This window comes from Pseudomonas sp. AP3_22 TE3818, assembly GCF_053628995.1.
In genome coordinates this window covers 941,017-954,728 of sequence record NZ_JBRJHL010000001.1, presented here as the reverse complement: position 1 = coordinate 954,728, position 13,712 = coordinate 941,017, and the positions used below count along the sequence as shown (strand labels likewise).

10 protein-coding genes are annotated in these 13,712 nt (G+C 58.7%); 8 read left to right on the top strand and 2 right to left on the bottom strand.

Annotated features, from left to right (window positions below):
- The first annotated feature begins 51 nt into the window (after positions 1-51).
- Together AB7M25_RS04550 and AB7M25_RS04545 are read left to right on the top strand one after the other, a co-directional pair.
- Positions 52-408 (top strand): hypothetical protein, encoded by a 357-nt coding sequence (locus AB7M25_RS04550; RefSeq protein WP_429383787.1) that lies wholly within the window; start codon positions 52-54, stop codon positions 406-408.
- A gap of 70 nt (positions 409-478) precedes the next feature.
- Positions 479-973, top strand: coding sequence for a GreA/GreB family elongation factor (locus AB7M25_RS04545; RefSeq protein WP_429383789.1), 495 nt, complete (start codon positions 479-481; stop codon positions 971-973).
- Here AB7M25_RS04545 and gdhA read toward each other — a convergent pair.
- Both gdhA and ettA read right to left on the bottom strand, forming a co-directional pair.
- Positions 970-2,307 (bottom strand): NADP-specific glutamate dehydrogenase, encoded by a 1,338-nt coding sequence (gdhA, locus tag AB7M25_RS04540; RefSeq protein ID WP_454237022.1) that lies wholly within the window; start codon positions 2,305-2,307, stop codon positions 970-972. The genes AB7M25_RS04545 and gdhA overlap by 4 nt on opposite strands.
- Positions 2,308-2,680: 373 nt before the next feature.
- A complete protein-coding gene (gene ettA, locus AB7M25_RS04535) occupies positions 2,681-4,345 on the bottom strand; it encodes an energy-dependent translational throttle protein EttA (RefSeq protein WP_007970893.1) in 1,665 nt (554 codons plus the stop codon).
- Positions 4,346-4,633: 288 nt separating this feature from the next.
- Here ettA and AB7M25_RS04530 point away from each other — a divergent pair, with 288 nt between their 5' ends.
- The 6 genes from AB7M25_RS04530 (at position 4,634) to AB7M25_RS04505 (ending at position 13,699) form a co-directional block, all read left to right on the top strand.
- The gene (locus AB7M25_RS04530; RefSeq protein WP_429383793.1) at positions 4,634-8,482 is read left to right on the top strand and encodes a bifunctional diguanylate cyclase/phosphodiesterase; all 3,849 of its coding nucleotides are present in this window, start codon (positions 4,634-4,636) and stop codon (positions 8,480-8,482) included.
- A gap of 233 nt (positions 8,483-8,715) precedes the next feature.
- Complete coding sequence (gene glyA / locus AB7M25_RS04525) at positions 8,716-9,969, top strand: serine hydroxymethyltransferase (protein WP_429383796.1); 1,254 nt, start codon at positions 8,716-8,718, stop codon at positions 9,967-9,969.
- A 176-nt stretch (positions 9,970-10,145) separates the two neighbouring features.
- Positions 10,146-10,697, top strand: coding sequence for a hypothetical protein (locus AB7M25_RS04520; protein ID WP_429383798.1), 552 nt, complete (start codon positions 10,146-10,148; stop codon positions 10,695-10,697).
- 61 nt (positions 10,698-10,758) lie between these two features.
- The gene (locus tag AB7M25_RS04515) at positions 10,759-11,325 is read left to right on the top strand and encodes a hypothetical protein (protein WP_429383800.1); all 567 of its coding nucleotides are present in this window, start codon (positions 10,759-10,761) and stop codon (positions 11,323-11,325) included.
- Between the two features lie 307 nt (positions 11,326-11,632).
- Positions 11,633-12,946: a C4-dicarboxylate transporter DctA gene (locus tag AB7M25_RS04510; RefSeq protein ID WP_454237021.1), complete on the top strand. Its 1,314-nt coding sequence runs from the start codon at positions 11,633-11,635 to the stop codon at positions 12,944-12,946.
- 48 nt (positions 12,947-12,994) lie between these two features.
- Complete coding sequence (locus AB7M25_RS04505; protein ID WP_041475084.1) at positions 12,995-13,699, top strand: FadR/GntR family transcriptional regulator; 705 nt, start codon at positions 12,995-12,997, stop codon at positions 13,697-13,699.
- Positions 13,700-13,712 lie beyond the last annotated feature (13 nt).

Below are 13,712 nucleotides of genomic sequence, written 5' to 3'. Positions count from 1 at the left end.
GTCCTCTCCTAGACTTCACCCATAGGCCGCTGAATGGCCCGGGAGTGAGGAATGCGGCATTATGCAAGTGTTGTGGGTTTGTTGTTGCTGATCGCAGGTTGCCAGTCAACCCACGATGACCTGCTCGCCAAAGGTTACCCGCCCGCCTTCGCCGATGGCTTCGATGACGGTTGCAGCAGTGGCCGGCAGGCCGCCGGGGCGATCACCGGCGAGTTCCGCAAAAACGTCCCGCGCTACCTCAAGGACCCTTTGTACGCCGAAGGCTGGAGCGATGGCTTTCGCCAGTGCCAGGCCATGCGGGATAACCAGGACAGCGGGGATGGGCGCAATAGTCATCTGCAAGAGCGGGACAAAGCCTGGCAGCAGCAGAAAGACCAGGACGCTGCCCGGGCCTATCACTCGCCGTAAGTCGCTTTCAGACATCCAGTGAAACCAAATGCCTGCGACCATGGCCCAAATCCTATATCGGGAGAGTTTCATGAGTCGTGCCTTCGTCAATGAAGATAACGCCGCCGCGCAAGCCGATCAGCCCGTCGAACGACAGGTCAGCGCGCAGCCCAATTACGTCACGCCGCAAGGCCTTAGCCTGTTGCAGGGTAAAGTCGCCGAACTGCAAAGCCTGCACGCCGAACAATCGGCAAAAGGCGAGCAGGCCGACAAGCAGCGCCTGGCCGATCTCGAACGTGATCTGCGTTACTTCAAGCAGCGCCTGGGCAGCGCTCAGGTGGTACCCGTCGCGACTTCGAACGAAAAAGTGCAGATTGGCAGTTGGGTGACCTACGCCGATGAGCACGCCACCGAACGCCGGGTACAACTGGTGGGCGAAGATCAGGCCGATGCCGCCCACGGCCTGATCAATTGGGGTTCACCGCTGGGGCGGGCACTGCTCGGTGCACGACTCAACGATGAAGTGCTGTGGCAACGGCCTGCCGGGGATCAACTGATTGAAGTGATCCGTATCGAGCCGAATTAGACCACGCCCTGGGCCAGCATGGCATCGGCAACTTTGACGAAGCCGGCGATGTTCGCGCCCTTGACGTAGTTGACCCGGCCATTCTCTTCGCCGTAATGCACGCAGGCGTGGTGGATCGACTGCATGATCGCGTGCAGCTTGCTGTCCACTTCACCTCCGGTCCACGCCAGGCGCATGGCGTTCTGCGACATCTCCAGCCCGCTCACCGCCACGCCACCGGCATTGGACGCCTTGCCCGGCGCGAACAGAATGTCGGCCCCGATGAACAGGTCCACCGCCTCCAGGGTGGTCGGCATGTTCGCGCCCTCGGCCACACAGATGCAGCCGTTGCGCAGCAAGGTGCGAGCGGCTTCGGCGTCCAGTTCGTTTTGTGTCGCGCACGGCAGCGCGATATCGCAGCTCAGGTTCCACGGAAGCTCACCTGCGCGGAACTCCAGGCCAAAACGGCCGGCCAGTTCACGGATGCGCCCGCGCTGTACGTTTTTCAGTTCCAGCACCGCCAGCCATTGCTCCTCGGTCAAACCGCTTTCGCAATACAACGTGCCTTCGGAGTCCGACAGCGAAATCACTTTGCCGCCCAGGTCCATGACCTTGCGCGCCGCGTATTGCGCGACGTTGCCGGAGCCGGAGATCGCTACGCGTTTACCTTCCACGGCCAGGCCGCGGCGCTTGAGCATTTCTTCGGCGAAGTACACGCAACCGAAACCGGTGGCTTCCGGACGAATCAGGCTGCCGCCGTAGCTTGGACCTTTGCCGGTCAGCACGCTGGTGAACTGGTTGCTCAGGCGCTTGTACTGACCGAACAGGAAGCCGATTTCCCGCGCGCCGACACCGATATCCCCGGCCGGCACGTCAACGTCCGCGCCAATGTGGCGGTACAGTTCGCTCATGAAGGCCTGGCAGAAGCGCATGACTTCCGCGTCGCTTTTGCCTTTGGGGTCGAAGTCGGAACCACCCTTGCCGCCGCCCATGGGCAATGAAGTCAGGGAGTTTTTGAAGGTCTGCTCGAAGGCGAGGAATTTCAGGACGCCCATGTTCACCGACGGGTGAAAACGCAGGCCACCCTTGTAGGGGCCGATCGCACTGTTCATCTGGATGCGGAACCCGCGATTGACCTGGACCTTGCCCTGGTCGTCGACCCATGACACGCGAAACACCACCGCCCGCTCCGGCTCGCAGATGCGCTCCAGGATGCCGGAGGTCAGGTAATGCGGATTGGCTTCAAGAAAGGGCCACAGGGTACGCAGGACTTCTTCGACCGCCTGGTGAAATTCGGGTTGATCCGGGTCGCGTTTTTTCAGGCGAGCAAGGAAGGATTCGACGGATTCGATCATGGAAAAGTCTCGGCAAATTTATTGTCGTTGGAGGAGATTGAGCCGGACTGTAACAAACGACTCGTGCACAGGAACAGCGCAAAATGTCGCGTTAATGAAATTAAATGGTGCACAGGATATAAATTAATCCTGTTTTCGGGTCATTCATGCACCTGAATGGGGAGAGCAATTCAAGTCTTGCACCAACAGTTACATCGCCATCGCTGGCAAGCCAGCTCCTACAGGTTTTGTAGCCGAGCACACATTTTGGGCATTACCCAAACCCTGTGGGAGCTGGCTTGCCAGCGATGAATCCACCTCGGTATCCCTGAAAAAGCCAAGGCAAAAAAAAACGGAGCCCGAAGGCTCCGCTCTTTATGCAACCGACCCGAAATCAGGCCAGTTTCTTGTGCCGTACACGATGCGGCTGGGCAGCCGCTTCGCCGAGGCGCTTTTTACGGTCGGCTTCGTACTCGGTGTAGTTGCCTTCGAAGAACACTGCTTGCGAGTCGTCTTCGTACGCCAGGATGTGCGTCGCGACGCGGTCAAGGAACCACCGGTCGTGGGAGATCACAATGGCGGCGCCCGGGAAGTCCAGCAGGGCTTCTTCCAGGGAACGCAGGGTTTCAACGTCGAGGTCGTTGGACGGTTCGTCGAGCAGCAGGACGTTGCCGCCCTCTTTCAGGGTCAGGGCCAGGTGCAAGCGACCACGCTCACCACCGGACAGGTCCTTGACGAATTTCTGTTGATCGCCGCCCTTGAAGTTGAAGCGACCGACGTAGGTGCGCGACGGGATCTCGTAGTTGCCGATGCGGATCTGGTCGGAGCCGTCGGAAATCTGCTGGAACACAGTCTTGCTGCCGTCCAGGTCTTCGCGGCTCTGGTCCACGCAAGCCAGTTGCACGGTTTCCCCGACTTCGATGCTGCCTGAATCCGGCGTTTCCTTGCCCATCAGCATGCGGAACAGGGTCGACTTACCGGCACCGTTACCGCCGATCACGCCGACGATGGCGCCTTTAGGCATGGAGAACGACAGGTTGTCGATCAGCACGCGGTCGCCGTAGCCCTTGGTAACGTTCTTGAATTCGATGACCTTGTCACCCAGGCGTGGACCGGCCGGGATGTAGATCTCGTTGGTTTCGCTGCGCTTCTGGAATTCCTGCGATTGCATCTCTTCGAAGCGTTGCAGACGAGCCTTGGATTTCGACTGGCGGGCCTTGGCGCCTTTGCGCACCCACTCCAGTTCTTCCTTCATGGCCTTTTCATGAGCCGACTGCTGCTTGGATTCGGCAGCCAGACGATCGGACTTGGCTTCCAGCCAACCCGAATAGTTGCCCTCGTAAGGAATGCCCGCGCCGCGGTCAAGTTCCAGAATCCAGCCGGCAACGTTGTCCAGGAAGTAACGGTCGTGCGTGATCGCAACCACGGTACCCGGGAAGTCGTGCAGGAAATGCTCGAGCCATGCAACGGAGTCGGCGTCCAGGTGGTTGGTCGGTTCGTCGAGCAGCAGCATGTCCGGTGCGGACAGCAGCAGACGGCACAGGGCCACACGACGCTTTTCACCACCGGACAGGTGTTCGACCTTGGCATCCCAGGCCGGCAGACGCAACGCATCGGCGGCGACTTCCAGCTGGCGCTCCAGGTTGTGGCCGTCGCTGGCTTGCAGGATGGCTTCGAGCTTGGCCTGTTCGGCGGCCAGCTTGTCGAAATCGGCATCCGGATCGGCATAGGCCGCGTAGACCTCGTCCAGACGCGCCTGGGCGTCCTTGATCACGCTGACTGCTTCCTCGACCACTTCACGCACGGTCTTGGTCGGATCCAGTTGTGGTTCCTGCGGCAGGTAGCCGATATTCAGCTCCGGCATCGGACGGGCTTCGCCCTCGAACTCGGTGTCGACGCCAGCCATGATTTTCAGCAGCGTGGACTTACCCGAACCGTTGAGGCCGAGTACACCGATCTTGGCGCCGGGGAAGAACGACAGAGAAATGTTTTTCAGGATTTCCCGCTTCGGCGGAACAACTTTGCCCAGCCGATGCATGGTGAATACGTATTGAGCCATGGAGAACCTAGGGTCAGTGACTGATGAATGATTGGAGCGCAGGCAATGCCCGGCCAGACCGTGCGCGTCGCTCGCTTGAGGCTATCAATACGAGCGCGCTGAAAAAGCCTGAGTCTAGGAGCTGGAACGCTCCCGCGTAACCGGCAAAGCTACCTTAATGACCGGTGGCAGTCCAGCCGACGGGCTGGGGCTGGCACTTCGCCACAACTCAAGGCATGCTAGCCGCCCTTCGGGCGTCCGGCTTATAGTGCACGTCGCGCCAGTCCAGCCAAACCGCAGGATTACAGCTTGTCCAATGTCCCTCCGCCCCTGACTTCCAGTGCGCCGACCATAGCGCCTGGCTCCCCCCTGCGCGGGACCTTGAAGGGCACCTTGGCGACACTTGCATTGTTGTTGCTGGCATTGCTGTTCTGGCAGTTGCTCGATCAGTTGCGCGAAACCCAGAAAAACCAGCGTCAGTACACCATCGACTACACCGCCGATCTGGCCGCTCAGGTCAGCCTGAACATGGCACTCAACGCGCAGATCGCCCTCAACCTGTTGCCCATCGTCGAGCAACCGCAGGATGCCGATGAACTGCAGGCCCTGCTGCGCAAGCTGCAACAGTCGCTACCGGAACTGCGCAGCCTGGCCTTGCTCAGCCCCTCGGGGAAAATCATCAGTGACAGCGCTCCCGACAGCGAAGACAGCGACTACCTGGGTGAGCTGGTACGCCGCAGCCATGCCCAGGTGCACTACTTCAGCAACGCCACCGATGGTTCCGTGGTGCATTTATTGTTGCATCAGGCCAGTGGCAGTTCCCGGGGCTACTGGGCCTTGCGCCTGACACCGACCTTCTTTTCGTCCTTGACCAAGCAAAGCGAGACCGGCAGCCGTCCGTTGTGGCTGGTGGAAAACCGCATCAATCATCAGATCATCAGCCGTGACGAAGGGTTGCCCTCGGTCAATCCGGGCACACTGACCGAGGACGATGTCGCCAACAGTGTGCTGACGGTTCCGCTGAGCAGCAGCGATTGGCAATTGCGCGGCTTGTTTGACCGTCAGCGCGTACTGGAAGAGCTGCTGCCGGCGTTCATCGGCAAATGCCTGCTGGGCCTGGCGTTTTCCATGCTGCCGTTCATCGCCTTGCTGAACATGCGCCGGCGTCAACGCCAATTGAATGAAGGCCGCCGGCGTTATCAGGACATTTTCGAAGGTACCGGCGTGGCCTTGTGTGTCCTCGACATGTCCGGGCTGAAGAGTTTTTTCGACAAGGCACAACTGCAGGACAGCGAACAACTGCAAGCGTGGCTGGCGATCCCGGAAAAGCGCCGACAACTGGTGCAGGAACTGCGGATCACCGAGGTCAACCAGGTCGCACTGCAGTTGCTCAATGTCGATAACGCCAATAAAGCCTGGAAACTGCTGATCGACGGCCATCCGCTGGACGGCACCGCCATCGGCAACCAGATGCTCGACGCGGTGCTCAATCAGCAGCAACAGCTAGAGCTGGAAATCAAATTGCAGGATGCCGGCGGTCGCGACCAGCACCTGTGGCTGGTACTGCGCCTGCCGCAAACCCAGGACGATTATAAATCGGTGATTTTGAGCATCACCGACATCACCAGCCGCAAGCTCATCGAACTGTCGCTGCAGGAGCGCGAAGGGTTTTGGTCGGACGTGGTGCGCACCGTACCGGATCATCTGTATGTGCAGGATGTGATCAGCCAGCGCATGATCTACAGCAACCACCATCTGGGCCAGACGCTGGGCTACAACCGCACCGAACTGCACCAGATGGGCGAATACTTCTGGGAGATCCTCCTGCACCCCGAAGACGCCGACTATTACCACCGCTCCCGCCAGGTCCAGCGCCAGGCCGGTTATCGCCAGTTGATGCAGTGTCAGTTACGTTTCCGCCATCGGGACGGCCAGTGGCGACGCTTCGAGATTCGCGAGCAGGCACTGGCGCGGGACAACGAGGATCAGGTCACACGGATCATCGGCGTGGCCAAGGACATCACCGATCAGATCGAAGCCAGCGAATCCCTGCGCGACAGCGAGCAGCGCTACCGCATGCTCGCCGAAAGCATCAGCGACGTGATTTTCTCCACTGACAGCCGCCTTAACCTCAATTACGTCAGCCCTTCGGTGCAAGCCGTGCTGGGCTATGACGCCGAGTGGATTTTCCAGAACGGTTGGCAATCGACCATCGCCAACCCGCAACAACTGACCGGCATCTACCACCTGATGGACCGGGTCAGCAAGGCGCTGGATCAGCCGGACCGACTGGCGGTGTTACGCAGCCAGGTACAAACCCAGCTGTTCCTGTTCGATTGCCTGCGGGCCGACGGGCGCAAGATCCCGATCGAACTGCGCCTGGTGTTGGTCTGGGACGAACACGGGACGTTCGAAGGCGTGCTCGGCGTCGGCCGCGACATCAGCCAGCAACGCCGAGCCGAAAAAGACTTGCGCATGGCCGCCACGGTATTCGAGCACTCGACCTCGGCGATCCTGATCACCGACCCGGCCGGCTACATCGTCCAGGCCAACGAAGCCTTCAGCCGTGTCAGCGGCTATGCCGTGGAACAGGTGCTCGACCAATTGCCGAACATGCTGACCGTCGACGAGCAGCAGGATGCGCATCTGCGTTATGTGCTCAAGCAATTGGGCCAGCACAGTACCTGGGAAGGCGAAGTCTGGCTCAAGCGCCGCAACGGCGAGCATTATCCGGCCTGGGTCGGGATTACCGCCGTACTCGACGACGAAGGCGACCTGGCCAGCTATGTGTGTTTCTTCAGCGACATCAGCGAGCGCAAGGCCAGCGAGCAGCGAATTCATCGCCTCGCCTACTACGACGCCCTGACCCACCTGCCCAACCGCACACTGTTCCAGGATCGCCTGCACACGGCACTGCAATCGGCCGAACGGCAGAAGTCGTGGGTGGTGCTGATGTTCCTCGATCTCGATCGCTTCAAGCCGATCAACGACTCCCTGGGCCACGCCGCCGGCGACCGCATGCTCAAAGAGATGGCCACGCGCCTGCTCGGTTGCGTCGACGATGACGACACGGTGGCGCGCATGGGCGGTGACGAATTCACCTTGCTCCTGCAACCGCGCGCCAACCGTGAAATCGCCCTGAACCGGGCCATTCACGTGGCCGAACAGATTCTCGCCAGCCTGGTGAAACCCTTCGTGCTCGAGGGCCGCGAGTTCTTCGTCACGGCCAGTATCGGCATCGCCCTGAGTCCGCAGGACGGCAACGAACTCAGCCAGTTGATGAAGAACGCCGACACGGCGATGTACCACGCCAAGGAGCGCGGCAAGAACAACTTCCAGTTCTATCAGGCGGACATGAACGCCAGCGCCCTGGAGCGACTGGAACTGGAAAGCGATTTGCGCCATGCCTTGGAACAGAATGAGTTCGTGCTGTATTACCAGCCGCAGTTCAGCGGCGACGGCAAGCGCCTGACCGGTGCCGAGGCGTTGCTGCGCTGGCGTCATCCCCGCCGCGGGCTGGTGCCGCCGGGGGATTTCATTCCGGTGCTCGAAGAGCTCGGGCTGGTGGTGGATGTCGGCGACTGGGTGATCAGCGAAGCCTGTCGTCAACTCAAGGCCTGGCATCAGGCCAGGGTACGGGTGCCGAAGGTCTCGGTGAACATCTCGGCGCGGCAGTTCTCCGACGGCCAGCTCGGTACGCGAATCGCCACCATCCTCAAGGAAACCGGCCTGCCGCCGGCGTGCCTGGAACTGGAACTCACCGAAAGTATCCTGATGCGCGAAGTCAGCGAAGCGATGCAGATCCTCGACGGCCTGAAGAACCTCGGCCTGAGCATTGCAGTCGACGATTTCGGTACCGGTTACTCATCGCTCAACTACCTCAAGCAGTTCCCGATCGACGTACTGAAAATCGACCGTACGTTCGTCGACGGATTGCCGTCGGGTGAACAGGATGCGCAGATCGCCCGGGCGATCATCGCCATGGCCCACAGTCTTAATCTGGCAGTGATCGCCGAGGGTGTCGAGACCCATGAACAGCTCGACTTCCTGCGCGAGCACGGCTGCGACGAGGTTCAAGGGTATCTGTTCGGCCGGCCGATGCCGGCGGGGCGGTTCGAAGGGCAGTTCAGCAATGATACGCTGTTCATGTTCGACTGACTGGTTGCGGTGAGGCTGCGGGCCTCATCGCTGGCAAGCCAGCTCCTACAGGGTCTAGCTGTTGAAACACGGACATTTATGGGCGCTGGCTTGCCAGCGATGGGGCCTGCACAGGCACCGCATATCCGCTCATGAAGCCCACTTGTCTGCGACATGATGCCGTTTCATATGCCATCTAAAACCCATTGGGTTAGAATGCCCCCCTTTTCCGCCCCCGATCCTTGAGGACCGCCATGTTCAGCCGTGATTTGACTATTGCCAAGTACGACGCCGATCTCTTTGCCGCCATGGAGCAAGAAGCTCAGCGCCAGGAAGAGCACATTGAGCTGATCGCTTCGGAAAACTACACCAGCCCTGCTGTGATGGAAGCTCAAGGCTCGGTACTGACCAACAAGTACGCCGAAGGCTACCCGGGCAAGCGCTACTACGGTGGTTGCGAGTACGTCGACATCGTCGAGCAGCTTGCTATTGATCGAGCCAAAGAGCTGTTCGGTGCCGACTACGCCAACGTTCAGCCGCATGCCGGCTCGCAAGCCAACAGCGCCGTTTACCTGGCCCTGCTGTCCGCTGGCGACACCATCCTGGGCATGAGCCTGGCCCATGGCGGTCACCTGACCCACGGTGCCAGCGTTTCGTCCTCGGGCAAGCTGTACAACGCCATCCAGTACGGCATCGACGCCAATGGCCTGATCGACTACGACGAAGTCGAGCGCCTGGCCGTTGAGCACAAGCCGAAAATGATCGTGGCCGGTTTCTCTGCCTACTCGCAGATCCTCGACTTCCCGCGCTTCCGTGCAATCGCCGACAAGGTTGGCGCGTACCTGTTCGTCGACATGGCCCACGTGGCCGGTCTGGTCGCCGCTGGCGTCTACCCGAACCCGGTTCCATTCGCTGACGTCGTGACCACCACCACCCACAAGACCCTGCGCGGTCCACGTGGTGGCCTGATCCTCGCTCGCGCCAACGCCGACATCGAGAAGAAACTGAACTCCGCGGTATTCCCGGGCGCCCAGGGCGGCCCGCTGGAGCACGTGATCGCAGCCAAGGCGATCTGCTTCAAGGAAGCGCTGCAGCCTGAGTTCAAGGCATACCAGCAACAAGTGGTGAAAAACGCCAAGGCCATGGCCAGCGTATTCATCGAGCGCGGTTTCGACGTGGTTTCCGGCGGTACTGAAAACCACCTGTTCCTGCTGTCGCTGATCAAGCAGGAAATCTCCGGTAAAGACGCCGACGCCGCTCTGGGCAAGGCGTTCATCACCGTGAACAAGAACTCCGTGCCAAACGATCCACGCTCCCCGTTCGTCACCTCCGGCCTGCGCTTCGGCACTCCGGCTGTGACCACTCGTGGCTTCAAGGAAGCAGAGTGCAAGGAACTGGCCGGCTGGATCTGCGACATCCTGGCTGACCTGAACAACGAAGCGGTGATCGACGCCGTACGTGAGAAGGTCAAGGCCATCTGCAAGAAGCTGCCGGTGTACGGCGCTTAATCAGCCCCGTTCCATCGCATTTAAAAAACCGGCACTTGTGCCGGTTTTTTTACGCCTGTCGTTTCAATTACCCCTATTATTTTGCAATACACATAACACATTAATTAAAAAACCCCATGATAATCTCCCCCTTGAGGCTATTTACGAAACAACCAACATCAAGGAAGAGATAAATCGTGAAAAATACAGATGAAACTCAATCATTCATCGCTCAACTTTTCGTCAACAACAACGCAGTAGCGCTAGCTGACGAAGTCATTCAACAAATGCTCAAGTCCCCAGACATCTCAGAAAAGGACAAGGAAGTTCTCCGAAAAAAATCAGAACTGTACGCAAGCACCCTGCTAAGTCATGGAGAGAATGCAGCTGCCGAAACATTCCTCTTCGCTTATCACGACGATGTCTACACCATCAAGATCAAAGATGAATACGGTCAATTCAGCAAAACCGCAAGCATGGAGGGTGAACTGCGAAACCTGTCCGTCTTCGAGGGGGATGATCCTACTTACTTCCGCATCATCAATAACATGGGTGAAAGCGTGAAACTGAATGACCTGCCGGAGGAAATCACCAACGTTCGTCTGCATACCGGGCCACAACGCCGGGAAGTTCACACCTACGGCAGCTGGCCCAATCTCCCTGTCCTTACCGACTACGAAAAGCGTGGTGGACGACTGGTGTTTTTCGATCTGAAAATCATCCAGCGCAATATCTCTGCTGCATCCTGAATACACTGCAAGTTAAACAACCTAACCAAAAATATCCAATAACGATAGAAATCAAACTCTCATGGAAGAGATTCAGACCATGCAAGACCCAGCCAAACAACAGTCCTTCACTGCTAAACTTTTTGTCGGTGGCAAACCAGTAGCAGAAGTCCGAAAGGTCATATATAAGCTGCTCGAAGACCCCGAAATTGGAAGTGAGTGGCACGAGCATCATGAAAATATACTTAACGACGACCCTCAATATCTGAGCTATAGGGAAGGTGTCATTCCCGAGATTTTCTTATTCACCTATCACGACGATGTGTACACCATCAGGATTAAAGGAGAAGACGGACAATTCACTAGAACTGCAAGCATGGAAGGGTCGCCTCGCAATTTAAGCATGTTCACAGGAGATGACCCAACTTACTTCCGTATCGTTAACAGTGACGGTGTTGTTGTGAAACTGGATGAAATTCCAGACGACGTCAGTGAAGTCTATCTCGAAACCGGGCCGCAACGCCGTCCGGTTCACACTTATGCCGGTCCGCCCACCTTTCCAGTTTTCACTGATGACCAAAACCGCGGCGGGAGTCTTGTATCTTTCAGACTGCAGATTATTGAGCGCAACGTTCCCGGTATACGTTGAGCAAACGTGCAATACGTCAGGCAATAAACCTCCCGCTGTGAACCCTCTCTCAAAGGTCCAGCAGTGACACCCGATGCCAGTCCGCCCAGCCGACTGGCATTTTTTCATATGAGAAGGCTCAGGGTCGGGGCTTTCCACGCAACTGGTAAGACCGGTAATGCCAGCCCTGTAATTTTCGCTTGCGAATTCCACAAAACAGCGCCTAGACTGCGCCTGCACTGGACATACCGGTAAGACCACAATAATTAAGTCCTGAATCTGATGTGCCCCGCACACGGCAGCCAGGACACCGACCAGGATTCCTCCCATGCTCAGATGGTGCTCGCGTTCAATCTTCCTCCAAGTGGTTCTCGGACTGGTGCTCGGCATCGTCTGCGGGCTGACCCTTCCCGAATACGCCGCCCAACTCAAACCCCTCGGCGACGGTTTCATCAAGCTGATCAAGATGCTCATCGGCTTGATCGTGTTCTGCGTGGTGGTCAGCGGCATCAGCGGTGCCGGCGACCTGAAAAAGGTCGGGCGCATCGGTCTGAAATCGGTGATCTACTTCGAAGTGCTGACCACCATCGCCCTGGTGATTGGCCTGGTGTTCGCCTTCAGCACCGGTATCGGCAGCGGCGCGAACATTCACCTGGAGCAGCTTTCCGCAGCCGACATGGGCGATATTGCCCAGCGCAGTCAGCACATGCACACCACTACGCAGTTCTTGATGGACCTGATCCCGACTTCGGTGATCGGTGCCTTTGCCGATAACAATATCCTGCAGGTCCTGCTGTTTTCAGTGTTGTTCGGCAGTGCCCTGAATCTGGTGGGCGAGGCGGCATCGGGTATTTCGCGGCTGATCAATGAACTCAGCCACGTGATCTTCCGCATCATGGGCATGATCGTGCGACTGGCACCGATCGGTGTATTCGGTGCGATCGCCTTCACCACCAGTAAATATGGCCTTGACTCGCTGCAACACCTGGGCAGTCTGGTCGGCCTCTTCTACCTGACCTGTGTTGTCTTCGTGGCCCTGATTCTCGGCCTGGTGATGCGCCTTTCCGGCTTGAAGATGTGGCCGTTGCTCAAGTACCTGCGCGAAGAACTGCTGATCGTCATGGGCACCGCTTCGTCCGACGCGGTGCTGCCACAAATCATGCGCAAGCTTGAGCACCTGGGCATCGGCAGTTCGACGGTCGGGTTGGTGATACCAACGGGTTACTCGTTCAACCTCGACGGCTTCTCGATCTACCTGACCCTGGCCATCGTGTTCATCGCCAACGCAACCGGTACGCCGTTAGCCATGACGGACCTGCTGACCATTTTGCTGGTGTCGCTGATCACATCCAAAGGCGCCCACGGCATTCCCGGCTCGGCGCTGGTGATTCTGGCGGCCACCCTGACAGCCATTCCGGCAATTCCGGTGGTGGGTCTGGTGCTGGTGCTGGCCGTGGACTGGTTCATGGGCATCGGCCGGGCGCTGACCAACCTGATTGGCAACTGCGTGGCGACCGTGGCCATCGCGCGCTGGGAAAAGGACATCGATGTGCAGCGGGCGAACAAGGTACTTTCCGGCCAGGCCGGTTATACCTTTCAGCCGAGAAAACCGGTTGCTCAAGCGGCAGCCAAAGAATTCTGAATGACCACCGTGCCTGCCGACCGCAGGCACGGCTCATGGAGCGAACAAGTGATTACCTCATCAACCGTCGTCAACTCTGTGGTAGAAAAACTTCGGGCCGCTTTGGCCCGAGGTCAGTGGCGCTCCGGCGAAATGTTGCCGGGCCAACGTGAACTGGCCGAACAACTGGGGATCAGCCGTCCGAGCCTGCGTGAAGCCGTCATCGTTCTGGAAACCCTCGGACTGGTGCGCTCGATGCCGGGCAAAGGCGTGGTGGTGCTCGAAGCCAATCTCGCCGACAGCCAGGCCCATGACAACGCGGTGGCCGCAGCGAGCCTGGAAGACGTGCTGCAACTGCGCTACACCCTTGAGCCATTCATCGTCGGCCTCGTTGCGCAGTCCATCAGCAGCAAGGAAGTCGGACAACTGCGCCTGACCCTGATGGACATGCGCGAGGCCCTGGAGGCCAATGACAGTGAAGCCGGCGTAAACGCCTACATCGCGTTCCACGAAGAACTGTTCACGCTGACGTCGAACCCGATCTTCCAGAGCGTGGTGCAGCAAACCAGCAATGCCCTCAAGCAAAGCGCCGAAGTGTTGCGCAACTCCCCGGAGCATCTGGCGGAGCGACTTGAAGAAAACGAAGCCGTGGTGCGCGCCATCCGCAGCAAGAACAGCGCCCAGGCCAGCGCCGAGATGCGCCGGCACATTCTGCGCGAAGGCCAACGCATGGGTATCGAACTGAACATCCCGGAAGACAACCTCGGCAGTTGAAACCTCTTCGAAC